Raw genomic sequence first — 19242 nt, forward strand, 5'->3', positions numbered from 1 at the left:
AACGATGTGAACGGCAATGAATTTAGGAGGTAGCGGTGAAGGCGCTGGTCAAGGCCGAGAGCAAGCCGGGACTTTGGTTGCAGGACGTCCCCGAGCCGCGGATCGAGGCGGACGAAGTACTGATCAAGGTACTGCGAACCGGTCTGTGCGGGACCGATCTGCACATCCAGAGCTGGGACCCCTGGGCGCAGAAGAACGTGCCGGTGCCGATGGTCACCGGGCACGAGTTCTCCGGCGAGGTGGTGGAGATCGGCGCGGGTGTCCGCGACGTCGCGGTGGGTGACGTGGTCAGCGGCGAGGGGCACCTCGTCTGCGGCCGCTGCCGCAACTGCCGGGCCGGCCGCCGGCACCTGTGCATCAAGACGCGCGGCCTCGGGGTGCACGTGGCGGGCGCGTTCGCGGAGTACGTGAAGCTGCCGGCCATGAACGTCTGGGTGCACCGCGATCCGGTCGACCTCGACGTCGCCGCGATCTTCGACCCGTTCGGCAACGCGGTACACACGGCGCTGTCGTTCCCCGTCGTCGGCGAGGACGTGCTGATCACCGGCGCCGGCCCGATCGGCATCATGGCCGCGGCCGTCGCGCTGCACGCCGGCGCGCGCAACGTGGTGATCACCGACCTGTCCGACTACCGGCTCGATCTGGCCCGCAAGATCGGCGTCACGCACGCGGTGAACGTGCGCGAGCAGACCATCGCCGACGCCCAGCGCGAGCTGGGGATGCGCGAGGGGTTCGACGTCGGGATGGAGATGTCCGGCCAGCCGGCCGCGTTGCGCGACATGCTGGCGAACATGAACCACGGCGGCAAGATCGCGATGCTCGGCCTGCCCGCCGACGAGATCGCGATCGACTGGAGCACGGTGGTGCTCAACATGCTGACCATCAAGGGCATCTACGGCCGGGAGATGTTCGAGACCTGGTACTCGATGTCGGTGATGCTGGAACGCGGCCTCGACCTCGGCCCGGTGATCACTCACCGGTTCGGCTACGCCGACTTCGAGCAGGCCTTCGACGTCGCCCGCCAGGGCGACTGCGGCAAAGTGATCCTGGACTGGACCAACCTGGAGGAGAAGCACTGATGTTCGGCCGGATGCGCGATGACCTGGTGACCACGATCGGCGAGATCCGCGACGCGGGGCTGTACAAGTCCGAGCGGGTGATCAGCTCACCGCAGAACGCCGCCATCTCGGTTGCCTCCGGCAAGGAGGTGCTGAACTTCTGCGCCAACAACTACCTCGGCCTGGCCGACCACCCCGAGGTGATCGCGGCGGCCCGGGACGCCTTGGATCGTTGGGGTTTCGGGATGGCGTCGGTCCGGTTCATCTGCGGAACGCAGCAGATCCACAAGGACCTGGAAGATGCCCTCAGCACCTTCCTCGGCCAGCAGGACACGATCCTCTACAGCTCTTGCTTCGACGCCAACGGCGGCCTTTTCGAGACCCTGCTCGGCGCCGAGGACGCGGTCATCTCCGACGAGCTCAACCACGCCAGCATCATCGACGGCATCCGGTTGTCCAAGGCCAAGCGCTTCCGCTACAAGAACCGCGACATGGCCGACCTCGAGGCCCAGCTCAAGGACGCGGCCGACGCGCGGTACCGGCTGATCGCCACCGACGGCGTCTTCTCGATGGACGGGTACGTCGCCCCGCTGGACGAGATCTGCGACCTGGCCGAGCGGTACGACGCGCTGGTGATGGTCGACGACTCGCATGCTGTCGGGTTCGTCGGCCCGGACGGCGCCGGTACTCCGTCGCTGTTCGGCGTACAGGACCGGATCGACGTCCTCACCGGCACGCTCGGCAAGGCGCTCGGTGGCGCGTCCGGTGGTTACGTCTCCGCCCGTCGCGAGATCGTCGAGCTGCTCCGCCAGCGGTCCCGTCCGTACCTGTTCTCGAACTCGCTGGCCCCGTCCGTGACCGCGGCGTCGCTGAAAGCGCTGCAGCTGATCGGCGGCTCGACGGACCTGCGCGACAGGCTCGCCGCGAACACCAAGCTCTTCCGCACGAAGATGACCGAGGCGGGCTTCGACATCCTCCCCGGCGATCACCCGATCTCCCCGGTGATGATCGGCGACGCCGCCGAAGCCGGCCGCCTGGCCGACAAACTCCTGGAGCTCGGCGTCTACGTGATCGGCTTCTCCTACCCCGTCGTCCCACACGGCAAGGCCCGGATCCGCACCCAACTCTCAGCCGCGCACTCCACCGAAGACGTAGAGCGCACCATCGCAGCCTTCATCGAGGCCCGCGCCGCGCTCAGCTAGGTAGTCGCGCTTTTTGGGACTACGGTGATCCGGTTCGTCTGGGTGAGGGAGTGTTATGCGCGGAGTGCTGGCCATCGCCGGTGTTGTCGGATTGCTGGGTGTCGCCGGGTGTGGTGCCGGCGGGAACCAGCCTGTCGCGGTGGTGACCTCAAGTACGTCGGCTGTGTCGAGTGCGGAGCCGTCGGCGGCACCCCGCAGTACGCCGATAGTGACTGCAAGGCCGACGCCGGCGCGCCTGACGACAGCTCAGGCAGGCAAGCGATACCTGACGGTGACGCGGCCGTACAACGTCGCGCTGGAGCGGTTCGAGAAGGCAGCTAACAGCGGTTCCTCGGTGCAGACGCTCCGCGCCCGGGCCCGGTCCGTCGCTGCCACGAATCTGGCCGAATCGCGGCTGCTGCTGTCGATCGCCTGGCCAACCTCCGTCGCCGCCCAGATCCGGGAGCTGGCCAAGGCTGACGCCACCGCCAGACCGTACTGGCTGAAGGTCGCGGCGTCCGACAGCCTCAGCGAGATGGCCGGCCACATCCGCCGCGCCTCCGCAGCCGGCGGCAACAATCCCGCCGCGGAGATCCGCAAACTGCTCGGCTTGCCGAAGTACGACGAGTCCGACTACAGCTGATCCGGCTTCGGCGGCAACGCTCTGGGTCTCACTCTGCGTGATGACGAGGCTGTCGGTGGGTGGCGGCAGGATGGGCACATGGCGGTGTTGAGTGCGCGGGCAGTGAACCGGGCCACACTGGCGCGGCAGTTGTTGTTGGGGCGGGCTGAGGTTTCCGCGGTGGAGGCGGTAGGGCGGTTGGTGGGGATGCAGGGGCAGGAGGCCAAGCATCCGTATGTGGGGTTGTGGTCGCGGGTTGGTGGGTTTGCGGATGAGGACCTGACGGCCGCTGTTGGGGCGCGCGAGGTGGTCCGGGCGACGATGTTCCGGGGGACGTTGCATCTGGTGACGGCGGCTGACTACCTGCGGTTTCGGAACACGATCAGTCCGGTACTCGAGGCGGGGCTGCGGATCCTCGGGGATCGGGGCGAGGGGCTTGAGGCGGACAAGGTGGTCGCCGCGGCGGAGAAACTGTTGGCTGCGGAGCCGTTGACGTTCACCGAGGTCAGGGATGCGCTGCGGGAGCAGTTTCCGAAGGTGAACGACCGGGCGCTCGGGTTCACCACGCGGATGATGGTGCCGCTGGTGATGTTCCCGGCCGACACCCGCTGGGGCTTCACCGCGAACTCACGCTTCACCCCCGCGGCGGACTGGCTCGGTGCTGAGCCGCAGGACAGCGCAGTACCGGAGGAGCTGGTCGTCCGATATCTGGAGGCGTTCGGGCCGGCCACGCCCGCTGACTTCCAGACCTGGTCGGGGTTGCCCAAGGCGAAGCCGGTGTTCGACAAGCTCGACCTACAGGAGTTCACCGACAAGAACGGCAAGACCCTGTACGACGTACCGGGGGCGCCGCGGCCTGATCCGGAGACGGCTGCGCCGGTCAGGTTCCTGCCGGAGTTCGACAATCTGCTGCTCGCACATGCCAAGCGCGAGCGGATCATCGCCGACGAGCACCGCCCGGCGGTGTTCACCAAGAACCTGCGGGTGAAGTCGGTGTACCTGGTCGACGGGCTCGTCGCCGGCCTGTGGACAGCCGCGAAGAAGCGCGGTGTGGCCACTCTCACCCTCACCCCGTTCGGCCGGACGCCGAAGAAGACGGCGACCGAGCTTGAGCGTGAAGGGACCGGGTTGCTGCGCTTCCTGGAGCCCGATGCGGCGACCTACGAAGTGGTTACGGCCAGTTGATGAGGTTGTTGTCACACGTCGGATGACTGTGCTGGCGCCGCCTGTGCCGGTGGAATAGACAGATGAGCACAGTCCCCATGATCACTCTGGACAACGGCGTCGAGATCCCGCAGCTGGGCCTGGGGGTGTGGCAGGTCGAGGACGAGATCGTCACCGGCGTCGTCGAAGCGGCCTTCGAGGCCGGCTACCGGCACGTCGACACGGCCGCCATCTACGGCAACGAGGCGGGCGTCGGCCGCGCCATCGCCGCCGCCGGGCTGCCCCGCGACGAGCTCTTCATCACCACCAAGCTGTGGAACAGCGACCAGGGCTACGACTCGACCCTGAAGGCGTTCGACGCCAGCCTCGACCGGCTCGGGCTGGAGTCCGTCGACCTGTACCTGATCCACTGGCAGGCGCTGAAGAAGGACAAGTACGTCGAGACCTGGAAGGCGTTCGAGCAGCTGTACGCCGACAAGCGGGTGCGCGCGATCGGCGTCTCCAACTTCCACATCCCTGCCCTGCAACGGTTGTTCGACGAGACCGACCTGCGCCCGGCGGTGAACCAGATCGAGTTGCACCCGGAGCTGCCGCAGGACGAGCTGCGCGCGTTCAACGCCGAGAACGACATCGTCACGCAGGCGTGGAGCCCGCTGGCTTCGGGTGGGCTGATCGACAACCCGGCGCTGAAGCAGCTCGGCGACAAGTACGGCAAGTCGGCCGCCCAGGTGGCGATCCGCTGGCACCTGCAACTCGGCAACGTGGTGCTCCCGAAGTCCAAGACGCCGAGCCGGATCGCGGAGAACATCGACGTCTTCGACTTCGCCCTGGACAACGACGACATGGCCGCGATCGCCGACCTGGAGACCGGCGTCCGCGTCGGTGGCGACCCCGACACCGTCGGCTAGACGAGTTGCAAGAAGCGCCGTAGTACGGCGTTGTGCGAAGCTGACCTGCGTGATCGAAGTACGCAGGTTGCGAGTACTGCGAGCGCTTGCTGACCACGGCACCGTGACCGCGGCCGCCGAGGTCCTGCACCTGACCCCGTCGGCCGTCTCCCAGCAACTCGCCGCCCTCGAATCCGAAGTAGGCCAGGAACTCCTCGAACGCCGCGGCCGCCGAGTCGCCATCACCTCCGCCGGCCGCCTCCTCCTGACCCACGCCGACACGATCCTCACCGAAGTCGAACGCGCCGAAGAAGCCATGCGCCGGCACGCCGAAGGCGCCACCGGCGAGATCCGGGTAGCCGCCTTCGCCACCGCGATCAGCCTCCTCGTCGCCCCTTCGCTGACCAGCCTCCGAGCCAGTACGCCGGGCCTGCGCCTGGTCGTCCGCGACGTCGAAGGCCACCAAGGCATCACCCAACTGCTCGACGGCGAGGTGGAGCTCGCCGTCGCCGTCGAGCATCGCGGCTCGCCACGACCCGACGACGAACGCCTGACCCGAATCCCCTTGTACGCCGAGCCTTTCGTGGCCTTGCTGCCGTCAAGCCACCGTGCCGCCGAGGCCACCACCGTCGACCTGACCGCCCTTGCCGCCGACAACTGGGTGACCACGTCGGCGGGGAACCCGATCCGCGACGTGGTCCTCCTGGCCTGTGAACAGGCCGGGTTCCGGCCACGGATCGTGCACACCTCCGACGACTTCCGCGCGGTCGCCGCCCTGGTCGCGGCCGGCGCAGGCGTCTCACTCGTCCCCCGCCTGGCCTTGCGCGACAGCGAAGCCGGTACTGCGGTGATCCGCCCCCTCACCGAGCCGGCCCCCACCCGCCGGGTCTTCGTCGCCGTCCGCACGGGCCGGATCGGCAACCCGCTGATCGCCGCCACCATCTCCGCCCTCGGAGAGGCCGCCGAGAAGCTGCTCTGAAGCTATCCGCGAGCGTCGTACGTGGTGCGGGCCTCCAGGACGGCGGGGACCTTGGACTCCACCCAGAAGGCCAGGCTCCGGACCTGGCGGGCTACCTCCTCGCCCACCGGTGTGAGCGAGTAGTCGACCCGGGGCGGAATGACGGGCTTCGCGTCACGCAGTACGAAACCGTCGCGCTCCAGCGTCTGCAGGGTCTGGGCGAGCATCTTCTCGCTGACCCCGCCGACCCGCCGGCGCAGCTCGCTGAACCGGTACGACCGCTCGAGCAGGACGATCAGCACCAGGGTGCCCCAGCGACTGGTGACGTGCTCGAGGATCGGACGGGACGGACAGTCCATCCGGACCACGTCCGGGATGAGTGCCTCGGTCATCGGTCCACCTCCTGCTTACTTGAACATCAGTACCTTACTTCAAAGTGGGTACTGTTGGGAAGATAGTACCCACCTTAGAGTTAGTGCCTCAGTACTCAAAACTCTACGGAAAGCACCTCAGATGAGCATCGTCATCACCGGCGCCACCGGCCAGCTCGGCCGCCTCGTCATCGCCGACCTGCTAGCAGCCGGCATTCCCGCCGACGGCATCACGGCCGTTGCCCGCAGCAAGGAGAAGGCCGCCGACCTCGCGGCCGAGGGCGTCAAGGTCGCGATCGCGGACTACGACGAGCCCTCGACCTTCGACGAGGTCTTCAGCGCGGGCGACCGCGTCCTGCTGATCTCCGGCACCGACCTCGGCCGCCGGATCCCCCAGCACACCGTGGTCATCGCCGGGGCCAAGGCAGCCGGCGTCGCCCAGCTCGCCTACACCAGCGTCTTCGGCGGCCCGAAGGCCGAAATGCTGCTCGCCGCGGAGCACCAGGCGACCGAACAGCTCATCCTCGGCTCCGGCCTCCCGTACACCTTCCTGCGCAACAACTGGTACACCGAACTGGCCGTCCGCGACGTCGCCGACGCAGTCCAGAGCGGCGCGATCGTGAACGGCGCCTCGCCCGACGCCCGACTGGCCACCGCGACGCGCGAGGACTACGCCGCTGCCGCCGCGGTCGTGATGAGCACGGACGGCCACCTCAACAAGGCCTACGAGCTGGGCGGCGACGTCGCCTGGACGTTCGGCGAGTTCGCCGCCGAGCTCTCGCGTCAGACCGGCAAGCCGGTCGTCCACCAGTCCCTGCCACAGAAGGAGATCCTGGCCGGCCTGCTCGCCGCCGGACTCCCCGAAGACCTCGCCGAGGTGCTTGCCGACGTCGACACCGCGATGAGCGCGGGCGTCCTCTCCGCGACCCCAGGCGACCTCTCCCGCCTGACCGGCCGCCCCACCACCCCGATCGCGACCACGATCACCAAGCTGCTGGGCTAACTCCTGGCGGCTAGACCGTCGAGCTGGTCCTGGACCTCATCGGCCGCCGGGTCGGCGACCTGGCGGTACAGGACCACCGCACGCTGCCAGTGCGTGCGAGCCTCCTCAGGCCTGCCGAGTGCGAGCAGCGTCCTGCCGAGGCGGTCCCGCGCTTTGGCCTCCAGGTTCTCGCCCGGAAAGCGGGTAGCGATCTCCAGAGCTTGTTCGAACTGCTCCCGGGCCTGGTAATGATCGCCCCGCAAAGACCAGCCTCTCCCGAAATCGGACAGCAGATCGAATTCGATCAACGGCAACTCGGCGGCCCGGGCCCGCTCCAGCGCTTCGGTCAGCATCGGCCAGCCGGCGTCGTACTGATGGCTCTCCACCAGCGACATCCCCATCTGCTCGTGGTGGAGCATCGGGATCTGGCCAGTACCCCGCTCGCGATGGACGGCGGCGGCGCGGTCGAAGGCCGCGCGCTGTCCAGCCAGGTCGCCCAGTGCCCCGGCAGCGATGCCGGCGGGCGGGGCGGTGGATCCTGAGATCCGCATGCAGCCAGGCTAAAGGCTCGGCCTGGAATCAGGCGAGGTGGGCGGCGGCGGTTCGGGTGATGCGGTCGAAGTTGGCGGGCTTGATGCCGGGGCCCATTTCGCGGAAGGACAGCACGCTGACGATCCTGCCCTGCAAGGTGATCGCGGAGGGGAAGCCGCCGTCCTCGCTGCCTGGGTCGGAGGGCAGGGGGTAGTCGTACCAGCGGAGGAGCTGGGTCGCGTCGCCGAGCGGAAGGGTGCGGTTCTCGGTGAGCTTGCGCGCGTGGGTCGGAGCCGGGACCGCCGCCTTGCAGGACTTGATCGTCTTGATGATCTTGTCGTACGCCGCCCGCGCGGCCTTGGCATCGGCGTACCGGGTCAGCCACTGACCGCCGGAGGCGTCCAGCTCGGTGGTGAAGTTGCGGCTCAGGCTGCCGGGCGGCAACGGTGAGGGCTTGGGCGGTCCACCGCTGGGGTTCGTGCTCGGCAAGCCGGAGATGCTCGGCGTCAGCGTCGGCGTACCGGCTGGTGCACCGCCGCCGGACGGCTTGGTGTCGTTGCCGCAGGCCACCAACATGAGACCCATCGCGGCGACCCCGGCCAGCTGAGCGCTCCTCCATCCGCGTGCGGACATGTCCCGACCAACCTTCTCGCCGATGCTTCTCTTGGTCTTATGGACGCTAGCGAGAACTGTTTGGTTGGTACCGCATTTGGTCAGGTGCGGCGGCGTCCGTCCAGGCCGATGGTGGAGACGCGGGCGATCAGGGTTCTGGGGGTGTAGCGGGCCGCGGCGACGATGAGCTTGTAGCGCCAGCTGGGGATCGAGATCGCCTTGCCTTGCATCAGGTCGGCCCAGGCCGCATCGACCAGCTCGGTCGCGTCGAGCCACAGGAAGGACGGGATGATCGTCTTGTCCATCTCCATCCGCGCGTGGAACTCGGTGTGCACGAACCCCGGACACAACGCCATCACCGCGACGCCCTTGGCGTGCAGCTCGACGGCCAGGCCGGCGGAGAAGTTCGTCACCCACGACTTGTGCGCGCTGTAGCTACCGCGCTGTATGAAGCCTGCCACCGACGAGACGTTGACGACCGCACCGGAGCCGCGCTCGATCATCGGCAACACGGCCGCGTGGGTGAGCCGCAGGACGACGCGCACGAGCAGATCGAACTGCTTCTCCTCGACCTCGACCGGGTTCGCCCAGAAGGGTTTCTTCTGCCCGAAACCGGCGTTGTTCACCAGTACTTCGATCGGCCCGGTCCGGAAGCGCTCCTCGACGACGGCGAGCTGGTCGGGTTCGGTCAGGTCCGCCGGCAGTACCTCGCAGGCGACGCCGTGCAGCAGGGTGATCTCGGTGGCGACCTCCTTCAGCCTCGCCTCGTCGCGCGCCACCAGCACCAGGTCGTAGCCCTCGATCGCCAGCTTGTCCGCGAAGGCTCGCCCGATCCCGGCAGTAGGTCCTGTGATGAGCGCGGTCGCCACAGCTTCAGTCCTCCCGTCGATGACAGTCCAGTCTGTCACTACTCTGGACTGATGCTGGCCGATGTCGACACCTGGGTGCTGGACCTCGACGACACCTTGTACCCGCCGGGCAACGGCCTGGCCGACCAGATGAAGTCGCACATTCGGGCATACCTCAGCGAGTACTTCGGTACGGACGAGGCCGGCGCCCGCCGGATCCAGGCCGAACTGATCGCCTCCCACGGCACCACCTTGCGCGGGCTGATGACGACCGAGGGCATCGAGGCGGCCGACTACCTCGCCTTCGAGCACCGCATCGACTACTCCGTACTACGCCCCGACCCGCTCCTGGTCGACGCGATCGCGGCCCTCCCGGGACGCAAGTTCGTGTTCACCAACGGATCCGCGTACCACGCCGAGCAGGCGCTGCCCCGGCTCGGCCTGGCTGATCATTTCGACGGCGTGTTCGACATCCTGGCCGGCGAGCTGATCCCGAAGCCCTACCCGCAGAGCTACCAGCGTTTCGTCGAGCGGTTCGCCATCGACCCCAGCCGCGCGGCCTTCTTCGACGATCTGGCCGTGAACCTGACGGTGCCGGAAGAGCTGGGGATGGCGACCATCCACGTCGGCGGCGAGGCCGCACCCGGCACCGCGCAGTACCAGGTGGTGGCACCGCGACGTTGGCGGGTGTGGCAGTTGGCCCCGTTCCTTCACGCTCTGCGCAACCCCCCGGGCTAAGCGCCGGGAGGGCGCGGGACGGCCACGCACACCCCGGTCCGGCCAGCAAACGCTTCCCTCGGCGTGTCGGGGCATCCGCACCGGGCTGTGCGTGCACAGCCGTCCGGGCCCTTCGTGTCCGGTGCCCTGCCGGCGTTTGGGTGCCGGGCTGACCGGGCGGCGGTCAAGTCCGGCGAAGTGGTGGCCGGGTTGGGCGGATCCTGTCCCGATCGACAGGACATAGTCGTCCGTTCGACCGGGCGCCACGCTCACGAGAGCGGCGGCAGGTCGCCATTTGAGGACCATGTCCTGTCGGTCGGGACAGTATCCGCGGTCTTCACTCTTTGACGGCGCCGGCGGTCAGGCCTTCGACGATGTAGCGGCTGGCGAAGGCGAACAGCACCATCGTCGGGATGATCGACAGCACCGCCGCGGCCGACATCGACCCCCAGTCGATGTTGTAGCTGCTGATGAAGCCGTTCAGCGCGGCCGGGATCGTCTTGTTGCTGTCGCTGTTCATCAACGTGACCGAGAGGAACAGTTCGTTCCAGCAGTTCACGAAGTTGAAGATGAACGACGCCGCGATGCCCGGCGTCATCACCGGCACCAGCACGCGGAACAGCGCCGACAGCCGCGAGCAGCCGTCCACCATCGCCGCCTCCTCGAGCGAGGCCGGCACGTTCTCGAAGAAGCCGCGCAGCATCACCGTGCAGAGCGGGATCGAGACCGCGACGTAGACCAGCACCAGGCCCCAGCGGTTGTCGACCAGGTAGAGCCTCGTCATCAGGATGTAGAGCGAGCCGAGCGCGATGAACCCGGGAATCATCTGGGTGACCAGGAACGCACCCATCACCGCACCCTTGGAAGCGAACTCGAAACGAGCCAGCACGTACGCCGCGAGCAGCGAGATCACCGTCGCGAACGCGGCCGCGACCAGCGACACGATCAGGCTGTTGCCCAGGAAGACCGCGAAGTTCGACTGCTCGAACAACCCTCGGTAGTTGGCCAGCGACCAGTCCGAAGGCCAGTATTTCAAGGGATAGGCGAAGATCGTGCCCGGATCCTTGAACGACGTGACCAGGATCCAGTAGAGCGGGAAGATCGTGATCAGCAGGCAGAGGCCGAGTCCGATGAACCGCGCGATCCGCCCGCCGGTGCTGTAGTCGCGGATCATCTCATCGCCTTCCGTGGCCGGATGGACAGCAGGTAGAAGATCGCGAACAGCATCAGTACGAAGACCACCATCACGCCCATCGCCGAAGCACGCCCGTAGTCACCCTCCTGGGTCACCTGGATCATGTACGACGTGACGATGTGCGTCTCGTTCGCCGGACCGCCACCGGTCATCCCGAAGATCAGCTCGGGTGAGTTGAAGATCCAGATCACCCGCAGCAATACGGTCAGCGCCAGCGTCGTCCGGATCGACGGGATGGTGATGCTGAACAGCGTCCGGACCTTGCCGGCACCGTCGATCGCCGAGGCCTCGTAGAGTTCCTCGGGCACCGACTGCAGCGCGGCCAGGATCATGATCGCGAAGAACGTCACGCCGTACCAGACGTTCGCGACGATGACCGCGACCATCGCGTACTTCGCGTCGGCCAGCCACGGCACCGGCGTACTGATCAGGTGTGTCTTCATCAGCAGGTCGTTGACGACGCCGAACTCGCCGTTGAACATCCAGCGGAACAGGATGCCGATCAGGAAGCCCGACACCGCCCAGGGGAAGAACACCAGCGCCTGGTACGCACCGCGGAAGCGGAACTTCCGCCGCAGCCACAACGCCATCGTGAAGCCGATCAGGAACTGCGGGATCAGCGACCCGGCCACCCAGATCAGCGAGTTCTTCACCGTGCCGCGGAACATCTCGTCGTGCAGCAGCGTGCTGAAGTTCTTCAGCCCGACCCAGGACGTGTCGGACAGATCGTTCAGGTTGTAGTTGCGGAAGGCCATCGAGATGCCGTTGGCCAACGGGTAGTAGGTGAACATGCCGACGAAAGCGATCGCAGGCAGCATGAAAAGGAACAGGGTCAGCGCGGTCCGCCCGGTGAACTGGCGGCGCCGGGTGACCGGCCGCCGCGGCGGCGTCTGCCGCACCGGCCGGTCCGTCTCGGTCAGAGCCATCGGGTCAGTTCCCGGCCCACTTCTTGGTCCAGTACTCGTCCCAGCTCTTCAGGATCTCGGCCGGTTGCGCCTTCCCGGTGATCAGCTTCTGTACGTCGGCGTCGGCCTTGTTACCCCATTCGGTCGACCACGGCACACCACGCGGCTGGGTCACCACCACATAGGTGTCCGGCGAGGAGTTCATCGCGACGTACGACGCCCACGGGCCGTCCTTGAAGTACGGGTCGTCGGCCGCGCTCTTCAGGATCGGGACCAGGCTGTTCTCCTTGGAGAACGTCATCGCCGCGTCACCGGAGGTCAGGAACTTCACGAGCTCCACCGCCTCCTTCTTGTGGGTGCTGCCCTGGGCGACACCCCAGCCGGCGTTGGCCAGCGGCTGGGCCGCCTTGCCCGTCGGACCGACCGGGAGGGGCGCAGTACCCCACTGGTCTTCCTTGATCGTCTTCGACTCCTTGACCGTGGCGATCACCTCGGGGTCCTGGAGCAGGAAGCCCGTCGTACCGGAGGTGAAGCCCTGCACCATCTCGGGATAACCCCAGCTCACAGAGCTCGGCGGCGACGCGGACTTGAACAGGTCGAGGTACAGGTTGAGCGCTTCGACGGCCTTCGGCGAGGAGAAGATCGTCTTGCCGTTGGTCAGCTTGAACGCGTTGTCCTTGTTGATCTCGTCGATCACGTAGCCGGAGATCACCGTGATCGCGTTGCCGGCCCCACCGAGGCCGCCGCGGAACGAGTAGCCGTACCGGTTCTTCGCCGGGTCGTTGATCTTCTTGGCCTGCTCGACCATCTCGGACCAGCTCTTCGGCGGGCCGCTGAAGCCGGCCTGCTGGACCAGATCCTTGCGGTAGAACAGCGACAAGCCGTAGAAGCCGTAGGGCACCATGTAGGACTTGCCGCCCTGCTGGGTGACCTTGAGGGCGTTCTCGGTCAGCGCGCCCAGGCCGTCCCAGCCCTTGAGGTCGGGGGCCATGTCGTAGATCCATTTGTTGGTCGAGAACGGGCCGACGGTGGTGTCGCGGACCTCCAGCACGTCCACGCCCTTGCCGGACTGCAGCATCTGCTGGATCTTCTGGTCCGCGGAGTTGGTCGGCGGCGAGATGAGCTGGACCTTGACGCCCGAGTTCTTCGCCTCGAAGTCGGCGATCAGCTTCTTCAGCAGCGCGGTCCGGGTCGGGTTGGTCAGGCTCTCGACCATCTGCAGCTTGACCTCGCCGCCGCTCTGCGCCTTCTCGGCGGGACCGGGGCCGCAGGCGGTCGCGGCGGCGACCAGGGCGAATGCCGCGAAGGGTGCGAACATCTGTCGGTAGCGCATCGGCACTTCTCCTCAGGGGATGTGGGCCAGGGTAGGGAGTCAGCGGCCAGAGTTTGCTCTGACATCTGATGAGTCGGTCCACCAATCCCCGAACACTAGCCAGAACTGCGCTCTGACGACAAGGACCTATGGCCGAGATGACCGCAAGTGGTCTGAGGACTTACCCTCTGAGGGTGTTCTCGATGGGGAGGTGCTGATGGCGGCGACGGACAAGGCACTGGCCGGGCTGCGGCAGATGATCGCGTCCGGCGAGCTCGGGCCGGGCGCGAAGTTCCCGCCTGAGCCCGAACTCTGCGACCACCTCGGGGTGTCTCGCAGCTCACTGCGCGAGGCGGCCCGCTCACTCGCGGCGCTGGGCGTGATCGAGTCGCGGCACGGCTCGGGCACCTACGTCTCGGCGCTGGATCCGGCCGAGATCATCAGCCGGTTCTCGCTCTCGGTCGAGCTGATCCCGCTCGAGGGGGTGCTGCAGCTGCTCGAAGTACGGCGGGTTCTCGAGGCGCATGCGACGGCGGCGGCCGCTGCCCGGCAGGATCCTTCGCTGGAGAAGCAGCTGGGTGACATCCTCGATCAGCTGGAGGCGACCACCGACGCGGCCGAGATCCAGGCGCTGGACGCGGAGTTCCACGGCGCGATCTGTACGGCCGGCGGGAATCCGACCGTCACCGCGCTGACCGGGGTGATCCGTGGCCGCGGCGGGCACTACCGGATCTTCGAGCCGGGCGAGGACTTCGACGCGATCAAGCAGACCAGCGACCGCGGCCACCGGGCGATCCTCGCCGCCATCGCCCACCGCGACCCTGCCGCGGCTGCCACTGCCGCCTCTGCTCACATAGCGCAGACCGAGCTCTGGCTCCGCGCTCTCCGGCCGCAACCGCAGGTGGCGTTGGAAGACGACTAGACACGCCTTAGGCAAGGGCGATGGCGACGATGCCGGCCAGTACTACGGCGCTGCCGAGCAGCCGTCGTCGCGCACCGGCCTCACCGAGTACGAGCCAGGCGGCCAGCCCGCTCAGCACGATGCTCACCTCTCGCGCGGGTGCGACGAGGCTCACCGGCGCCAGTCGCATCGCGAAGAGCACGAGCAGATAGGCGATCGGCGACAGCAGGCCGACGATCATCACCTCACGACTGTTCTCCTGCCAGAGAAGGCGAAGCTGCTCCCGATTGCGGAGCACCGTGGGCGTCAGCAGTGCGCTCTGCAGGATGGAGCCGGTGGCGAAATAGATGACCGGCGGGACAGCGAGGGTCGTCACGGAGTACGCGTCCCAGAGGGTGTAGGCGGCGATCACTACACCGGTTGCGACGCCGTACAAGACTCCTGCCCGGACGGCCGGTCGCCTCGCTAGCCTGGCGCCGCCAGTGCTGATAGTGAGCACGCCGGTGATGATCAGCGCGTCTCCTGCCAAGCCGACTGGTCCGGGGCGCTCACTAAGTAGCAGCACGGCTAGTAGTACCGAAAGGAGCGGGCCCGTCCCCCGCGCTACCGGGTAGACGACGGAGAGGTCGCCGACGTCGTACCCGCGCTGCAGGACCAGCCCGTAGGCGATATGCAGCACCGCGGTGACGACAGCTGCGAGCAGCCAGGTCCACTGCGGCCTGGCATCCGTGGTGATCAACGCGATGACGAGCGCCGGGAGCAAGAACACGGTGGCGGCCGTGTAGTAGGCCCAGACGAAGGTCGCGCCGCCGTGGCGGACTCGCTTGGCGGCGAAGTTCCACGCCGCGTGCAGGACCGCGGCGATGAGTACGAGGGTGAGAGCTTGGACGTTCACCGGGACCCTTCAGGTGTTCGCGCACGCGAACGACCGGGTCCTCCAGGCTTTTGTCCCGTCAGATGTCCGGCCCGGCTTCCGGCCGGTCCGGTGGTGCCGCTCGGACCAGTCCCTACGCCCTGATTGCGATCGATGACGGGCAAGCGGCGGAACCCTAGGCACTACCCGGGCAGTGTACCGAAATAGAAGCCTTGCACGAGAATTTCTTTCATCTGTCGAGATCTTGCAGGGAAAGGTCGGGATGCGTAGTGTCCGGGCTCAATACGGCACGCCTGTGGGGCGGCCGTTCGTTCGAGGGGATGTCGCCCGTGTCCCAGCTTCTCTTCCGCCGCCGGCCTGTGCTGATCGGCGCCGTCGTCGGCGCGCTGCTCGCAGTACCCGGCCTGTCTGCCAGTGCCGCTGGTCCGCCAGCGCCCGTGATCACTCGCGCCGGGCTTGATCCCGCGTTGGCTCAGGGGCGCGGCGCGACCGTGCCCTTCGTCGAGCAGGAGGCGGAGAACGCCGCCACCAACGGCGAGAAGCTCGGCCCCAGCCGCGAGGCCTACACCTTGCCCGCCGAGGCTTCGGGGCGCACCGCAGTACGGCTGACCGAGGCTGGGCAGTATGTGGAGTTCACGCTGTCCAAGCCGGCCAACGCCCTGACACTGCGCTACAGCATCCCCGACAGCGCCACCGGTGGCGGACTGCGTTCTCCGCTCGACGTACTGGTGAACGGCAAGCACAGGCAGACGATGACGCTGACATCGGAGTACGCCTGGCTCTACGGCATGTATCCGTTCTCCAACGACCCGAACGTCGACCCGACCCCCGGCTGGTGGAAACCCGAACCGGACCCGGTCGCCAAGCCGTTCCGGCCGAACCACTTCTACGACGAGCAGCGACTACTGCTCGGCAAGACCTACCGCGCCGGCGACAAGGTCCGCTTCCAGCTCCCAGCCGGTACTACGGCCGCGTGGACCGTACTCGACGTCGCCGACTTCGAACTGGTCGCGCAACCGGCCCGACAACCCGCGAAGTCCTTGTCGGTAAGGCTTTTCGGCGCTGACCCGACCGGCAAGCGGGACGCAGCACCGGCGATCGAGCGGACGATCGCGATGGCTCAACGGATCGGCTGGACGGTGTTCATCCCGCCGGGCACCTATCAGGTCAACCGGCACATCATCGTGGACAAGGTCACCATCCAGGGCGCCGGCAACTGGTGGACGATCATCAAGGGCAAGGTGCTGCCGCTCGCACAACCCGCGCCGGACAAGTCGGTCCACAGCGCGCCAGGCTTCTACGGCCGGTACGCCGCCGACGGCGGCAGCACGAAGGTCCATCTGTCCGGCTTCGCGATCGAGAGCGACGTACGGGAGCGGATCGACACCGACCAGGTGAACGGCATCGGCGGCGCGATCGGCGGTGGGTCGACGATCCAGGGCCTCTACCTGCACCGCACCAAGGTGGGCATCTGGCTGGACGGGCCGATGAGCGGGCTGCTGATCCGCGACAACATCATCACCGACGCGGTGGCCGACGGGATGAACCTGCACCTCGGCGTCTCGCACGTCCGGGCGACGAACAACTTCATCCGCAACACCGGCGACGACGGCCTGGCGATGTGGTCGGAGGCCAACCCCGACGGGCTGGTCAACCACGACAACGTCTACGACCACAACACCGTCCAGACCCCGACACTGGCGAACAACATCGCGATCTACGGCGGCCGCGACAACGCGGTGACCGACAATCTGGTGGCCGACCCGATCCGCGAGGGCAGTACCTTGCACGCCGGGTCGCGGTTCAACTCGACACCGTTCGAGGGGACGCTGTCGTTCGCCCGGAACACAACGGTTCGCGGCGGCCCTCGAGACCTGAACTGGAATCTCGGACTGGGCGCGATCTGGCTCTATGCCTTGCAGTCCGACATGTCCGGCCGGATCGAGGTGACCGACAGCTCGTTCCTCGACTCGACGTACAACGCGTTCATGTTCGTTGTCGACTGGCCGGTCAAGGACGACCACACTTTGACGAATGTTGCCTTCCGCAACATCAAGGTCGACGGCACCGGGACGAACGTGGTCAACGCCCGGGTCGGCGGCTGGGCCACCTTCGAGAACGTCGACGCCCGCAATGTGGGAGCCCCGTTCGTCAACAACTGCGGGACCTTCCACTTCACCGGCACGCCGGAATTCGACGTGCGCCTCCTCGGAACCAGCAACGACGGCAACTGGACGACCGATGCCGGCGCCCCTGGCCACTGCGAGGATCGTCCGCCGGTTGTTCCGCCCGCTCCCCCGAGCCCCTGGAACTAACAGCCACGCGGTGGGGCCCGCCCTCTCAGCCCCACCGCGTGCTCCCGCTCCACCGCCAACTCACCTGTCCCCTCAGCCCACCGGGCTACCTGGCCCTGTCGGCCTCCAGCCCACCTGCCTCCGCTGGCCCAATCAGCACCTCGACTGAGGCGCCCTGCGCCTCCACCGCCGGCGTTTCCTTTGCGCGGAAGCCCAGGATCAGCACGATGGCGCCGATGAGGGCGAGTCCCGCGGCGGTGCTGGCTGCGACGTGCATCGAGTGGATGAACGAGTCGTTCGCTGCATCCACCAAGGCGGGCTGCCCGACCGCGGCCGCAGTACGACGTGTTGCTTCGGCTGAACCGGATGCGGCGTCCCGAACCTCAGCGGGCAGTCCGGCCAACGAAGGTCCGATGGAGCGCTGGTAGACGTTCGACACGATCGTCCCCAGTACTGCGATGCCAAGGACGCTGCCTACCTGCCGGATCGCGTTGCTGACAGCCGATCCGGCACCGATCCGGCCCATTGGCAATGCCGCCATGATGGCCGCACTGGTCGGCGCGACCGCCACCCCGATCGCCAGCCCGGCCAGGGTGCCGACCGCGCAGTACCAGACGAGCGACGTGTCGACCGCGAAGGTCAGGTTGAGCGCATGGCACGCCACGAACACCACGAGCGCAGTACCGGAGACCCCGGCAACACTCAAGCGGCGCGCCAGCCGCGCACCCAGCCCCGATCCAACGACGACACCGACTGCGCCCGGCAGCGACAGCAGGCCGGCGTCCAGCGCGCTCATCCCACGGGCGCCCTGAGGTAGAAGGTGAGATAGAAGCTCTGCCCGGTGATCGTCAGGAACATCGCCGCCATGCCAACGTTCCCGGCGGCGAAGCGACGGTTGCGGAACAGCCGCGGGTCGAAGCTGGGGTTCTCCTCCTTCAGTTCGGAGAACAGGAAGGCTGCGATCAGCAGCACCCCGGCGGCGATGCTGCCCCAGACCTGCCAGCGATCCCAGCCACCGGCCCGGCCGCCTTCGATCAACCCGTAGGTGACGCCCAGCAGGCCGAGCGTCGACAGCCCGAGGCCGAGCGGATCGAGCCGCCGCCGCTGTGGACTGCGCGGATTCGGTACGACGAGGGCGGCGCCGATCAGCCCGGCCGCCACGATCGGCAGGTTGATGAGGAAGACCGAGCCCCACCAGAAATGGTCGATCAGCAGGCCGCCGAGCACCGGCCCGACGGCGACCCCGATACCGGCGGACGCGGACCAGGCGGCGATCGCGCCGGCCCGGCGCTCGGGCGGGAAGACCCAGCCGATGATCGCCATCGAGGTCGGCATGATCATCGCGCCGCCGATGCCCATCAGCGCACGGGCGAGGATCAGCGAGACCGGCCCGTCGGCCCAGGCGGCCCACGCCGACGAGGCGCCGAAGACGGTCATCCCCAGCATCAGTACGGTCCGGTGACCGAAGCGGTCGCCGAGCGCACCGGCGGCGAACAGCGCGGTGGCGAAGAAGAGTGAGTAGATCCCCAGCGCCCACTGCAGCTGACCGGGGGTGGCGCCGAGGCCGTCGACCGGGTCGGCGAGACGCTCCAGCGCGATGCGCTCGGCCCTCGCCGCCGCGCTGGCCGCGGTCCAGGCAGTCGAACGCACCCTCTAGGCCGACCTCACCCCAGCCGACCGAGCAGCAGCCCGCGCCTGGCTCACCCGGATGGTGAACACCGAAGTCCCGATCGACGAGCCGTAGGCAGCCGGGGAGCGAGCCTGCTCTGGGTGCCCGCCTTCATCCGGTGGCGAGTAGCCGCGCCCGGCTACCGCCGTACGGATGGTTCC

The 19242-nt window shown here is 67.6% G+C and carries 20 protein-coding genes; 10 read left to right on the plus strand and 10 right to left on the minus strand.

The annotated features are described in order from the left end of the window. The first annotated feature begins 35 nt into the window (after positions 1 to 35). The 6 genes from tdh to A3ES_RS0128120 all read left to right on the plus strand — a co-directional run bounded on the left by tdh (position 36) and on the right by A3ES_RS0128120 (position 5891). Positions 36 to 1079, plus strand: coding sequence for an L-threonine 3-dehydrogenase (gene tdh, locus A3ES_RS0128095; protein WP_020390175.1), 1044 nt, complete (start codon positions 36 to 38; stop codon positions 1077 to 1079). Then, positions 1079 to 2260 (plus strand): glycine C-acetyltransferase, encoded by a 1182-nt coding sequence (locus tag A3ES_RS0128100; RefSeq protein ID WP_020390176.1) that lies wholly within the window; start codon positions 1079 to 1081, stop codon positions 2258 to 2260. The genes tdh and A3ES_RS0128100 overlap by 1 nt, the downstream gene beginning before the upstream one ends. A gap of 55 nt (positions 2261 to 2315) precedes the next feature. Next, the gene (locus A3ES_RS0128105) at positions 2316 to 2882 is read left to right on the plus strand and encodes a hypothetical protein (RefSeq protein ID WP_020390177.1); all 567 of its coding nucleotides are present in this window, start codon (positions 2316 to 2318) and stop codon (positions 2880 to 2882) included. Between the two features lie 78 nt (positions 2883 to 2960). Next, positions 2961 to 4046 (plus strand): winged helix DNA-binding domain-containing protein, encoded by a 1086-nt coding sequence (locus A3ES_RS0128110; RefSeq protein ID WP_020390178.1) that lies wholly within the window; start codon positions 2961 to 2963, stop codon positions 4044 to 4046. A 62-nt stretch (positions 4047 to 4108) separates the two neighbouring features. After that, complete coding sequence (locus tag A3ES_RS0128115; protein WP_026163271.1) at positions 4109 to 4933, plus strand: aldo/keto reductase; 825 nt, start codon at positions 4109 to 4111, stop codon at positions 4931 to 4933. A 49-nt stretch (positions 4934 to 4982) separates the two neighbouring features. Continuing rightward, positions 4983 to 5891, plus strand: coding sequence for a LysR family transcriptional regulator (locus A3ES_RS0128120; protein ID WP_020390180.1), 909 nt, complete (start codon positions 4983 to 4985; stop codon positions 5889 to 5891). A 2-nt stretch (positions 5892 to 5893) separates the two neighbouring features. Here the strand turns inward: A3ES_RS0128120 and A3ES_RS0128125 are convergent, their stop codons facing one another. Further along, a complete protein-coding gene (locus A3ES_RS0128125) occupies positions 5894 to 6262 on the minus strand; it encodes a winged helix-turn-helix transcriptional regulator (RefSeq protein ID WP_020390181.1) in 369 nt (122 codons plus the stop codon). Positions 6263 to 6383: 121 nt separating this feature from the next. On the opposite strand from A3ES_RS0128125, the gene A3ES_RS0128130 reads away from it, so the two are divergent. Further along, entirely contained in the window at positions 6384 to 7244 is an 861-nt protein-coding gene (locus A3ES_RS0128130) for an SDR family oxidoreductase (protein WP_020390182.1), read from the plus strand. Here the strand turns inward: A3ES_RS0128130 and A3ES_RS0128135 are convergent. From A3ES_RS0128135 to A3ES_RS0128145, 3 genes are all read right to left on the minus strand, one after another. Continuing rightward, on the minus strand, positions 7241 to 7774 hold the full coding sequence (locus tag A3ES_RS0128135) for a tetratricopeptide repeat protein (protein WP_020390183.1): 534 nt from the start codon (positions 7772 to 7774) through the stop codon (positions 7241 to 7243). The genes A3ES_RS0128130 and A3ES_RS0128135 overlap by 4 nt on opposite strands. A 28-nt stretch (positions 7775 to 7802) precedes the next feature. Continuing rightward, entirely contained in the window at positions 7803 to 8387 is a 585-nt protein-coding gene (locus A3ES_RS0128140; protein WP_157630784.1) for a hypothetical protein, read from the minus strand. Between the two features lie 80 nt (positions 8388 to 8467). Then, entirely contained in the window at positions 8468 to 9235 is a 768-nt protein-coding gene (locus A3ES_RS0128145) for an SDR family NAD(P)-dependent oxidoreductase (protein ID WP_020390185.1), read from the minus strand. A 51-nt stretch (positions 9236 to 9286) separates the two neighbouring features. On the opposite strand from A3ES_RS0128145, the gene A3ES_RS0128150 reads away from it, so the two are divergent. Continuing rightward, complete coding sequence (locus A3ES_RS0128150) at positions 9287 to 9952, plus strand: pyrimidine 5'-nucleotidase (protein ID WP_020390186.1); 666 nt, start codon at positions 9287 to 9289, stop codon at positions 9950 to 9952. Between the two features lie 316 nt (positions 9953 to 10268). On the opposite strand, the gene A3ES_RS0128155 is transcribed toward A3ES_RS0128150, so the two are convergent. The 3 genes from A3ES_RS0128155 to A3ES_RS0128165 are packed head-to-tail and all read right to left on the minus strand — an operon-like array spanning position 10269 to position 13364. Continuing rightward, positions 10269 to 11105 (minus strand): carbohydrate ABC transporter permease, encoded by an 837-nt coding sequence (locus tag A3ES_RS0128155; protein ID WP_020390187.1) that lies wholly within the window; start codon positions 11103 to 11105, stop codon positions 10269 to 10271. Next, positions 11102 to 12052, minus strand: a complete 951-nt coding sequence (locus A3ES_RS0128160) for a carbohydrate ABC transporter permease (RefSeq protein ID WP_020390188.1) — start codon at positions 12050 to 12052, stop codon at positions 11102 to 11104. The genes A3ES_RS0128155 and A3ES_RS0128160 overlap by 4 nt, the downstream gene beginning before the upstream one ends. Before the next feature lie 4 nt (positions 12053 to 12056). Beyond that, positions 12057 to 13364, minus strand: a complete 1308-nt coding sequence (locus tag A3ES_RS0128165) for an ABC transporter substrate-binding protein (protein WP_020390189.1) — start codon at positions 13362 to 13364, stop codon at positions 12057 to 12059. A 196-nt stretch (positions 13365 to 13560) separates the two neighbouring features. On the opposite strand from A3ES_RS0128165, the gene A3ES_RS0128170 reads away from it, so the two are divergent. Then, a complete protein-coding gene (locus A3ES_RS0128170; RefSeq protein WP_026163272.1) occupies positions 13561 to 14265 on the plus strand; it encodes a FadR/GntR family transcriptional regulator in 705 nt (234 codons plus the stop codon). Between the two features lie 7 nt (positions 14266 to 14272). Here the strand turns inward: A3ES_RS0128170 and A3ES_RS0128175 are convergent, their stop codons facing one another. Beyond that, positions 14273 to 15139 (minus strand): DMT family transporter, encoded by an 867-nt coding sequence (locus A3ES_RS0128175; protein WP_020390191.1) that lies wholly within the window; start codon positions 15137 to 15139, stop codon positions 14273 to 14275. 299 nt (positions 15140 to 15438) lie between these two features. Here A3ES_RS0128175 and A3ES_RS0128180 point away from each other — a divergent pair, with 299 nt between their 5' ends. After that, positions 15439 to 17433 (plus strand): glycosyl hydrolase family 28-related protein, encoded by a 1995-nt coding sequence (locus A3ES_RS0128180; RefSeq protein WP_026163273.1) that lies wholly within the window; start codon positions 15439 to 15441, stop codon positions 17431 to 17433. 85 nt (positions 17434 to 17518) lie between these two features. On the opposite strand, the gene A3ES_RS51635 is transcribed toward A3ES_RS0128180, so the two are convergent. Together A3ES_RS51635 and A3ES_RS51640 are read right to left on the minus strand one after the other, a co-directional pair. Further along, entirely contained in the window at positions 17519 to 18208 is a 690-nt protein-coding gene (locus tag A3ES_RS51635; protein ID WP_051084828.1) for an MFS transporter, read from the minus strand. Then, positions 18205 to 19062, minus strand: a complete 858-nt coding sequence (locus A3ES_RS51640; RefSeq protein WP_051084829.1) for an MFS transporter — start codon at positions 19060 to 19062, stop codon at positions 18205 to 18207. Before A3ES_RS51640 ends, A3ES_RS51635 begins: the two co-directional genes overlap by 4 nt. Between the last annotated feature and the right edge of the window lie 180 nt (positions 19063 to 19242).

The sequence above is a fragment of the Kribbella catacumbae DSM 19601 genome, assembly GCF_000372465.1.
GTDB lineage: Bacteria > Actinomycetota > Actinomycetes > Propionibacteriales > Kribbellaceae > Kribbella > Kribbella catacumbae.

What these genes read in the sequence shown, in the direction of transcription:
- A3ES_RS0128155 (WP_020390187.1), bottom strand. Translation starts at nt 11,105, where the DNA reads ATGATCCGCGACTACAGCACCGGCGGGCGGATCGCGCGGTTCATCGGA.
- A3ES_RS0128160 (WP_020390188.1), bottom strand. Translation starts at nt 12,052, where the DNA reads ATGGCTCTGACCGAGACGGACCGGCCGGTGCGGCAGACGCCGCCGCGG.
- A3ES_RS0128130 (WP_020390182.1), top strand. Translation starts at nt 6,384, where the DNA reads ATGAGCATCGTCATCACCGGCGCCACCGGCCAGCTCGGCCGCCTCGTC.
- A3ES_RS0128135 (WP_020390183.1), bottom strand. Translation starts at nt 7,774, where the DNA reads ATGCGGATCTCAGGATCCACCGCCCCGCCCGCCGGCATCGCTGCCGGG.
- A3ES_RS0128100 (WP_020390176.1), top strand. Translation starts at nt 1,079, where the DNA reads ATGTTCGGCCGGATGCGCGATGACCTGGTGACCACGATCGGCGAGATC.
- A3ES_RS0128180 (WP_026163273.1), top strand. Translation starts at nt 15,439, where the DNA reads ATGTCGCCCGTGTCCCAGCTTCTCTTCCGCCGCCGGCCTGTGCTGATC.
- A3ES_RS0128110 (WP_020390178.1), top strand. Translation starts at nt 2,961, where the DNA reads ATGGCGGTGTTGAGTGCGCGGGCAGTGAACCGGGCCACACTGGCGCGG.
- A3ES_RS0128125 (WP_020390181.1), bottom strand. Translation starts at nt 6,262, where the DNA reads ATGACCGAGGCACTCATCCCGGACGTGGTCCGGATGGACTGTCCGTCC.
- A3ES_RS51635 (WP_051084828.1), bottom strand. Translation starts at nt 18,208, where the DNA reads ATGAGCGCGCTGGACGCCGGCCTGCTGTCGCTGCCGGGCGCAGTCGGT.
- A3ES_RS0128165 (WP_020390189.1), bottom strand. Translation starts at nt 13,364, where the DNA reads ATGCGCTACCGACAGATGTTCGCACCCTTCGCGGCATTCGCCCTGGTC.
- A3ES_RS0128105 (WP_020390177.1), top strand. Translation starts at nt 2,316, where the DNA reads ATGCGCGGAGTGCTGGCCATCGCCGGTGTTGTCGGATTGCTGGGTGTC.
- A3ES_RS0128115 (WP_026163271.1), top strand. Translation starts at nt 4,109, where the DNA reads ATGAGCACAGTCCCCATGATCACTCTGGACAACGGCGTCGAGATCCCG.
- A3ES_RS0128150 (WP_020390186.1), top strand. Translation starts at nt 9,287, where the DNA reads ATGCTGGCCGATGTCGACACCTGGGTGCTGGACCTCGACGACACCTTG.
- A3ES_RS0128170 (WP_026163272.1), top strand. Translation starts at nt 13,561, where the DNA reads ATGGCGGCGACGGACAAGGCACTGGCCGGGCTGCGGCAGATGATCGCG.
- A3ES_RS0128140 (WP_157630784.1), bottom strand. Translation starts at nt 8,387, where the DNA reads ATGTCCGCACGCGGATGGAGGAGCGCTCAGCTGGCCGGGGTCGCCGCG.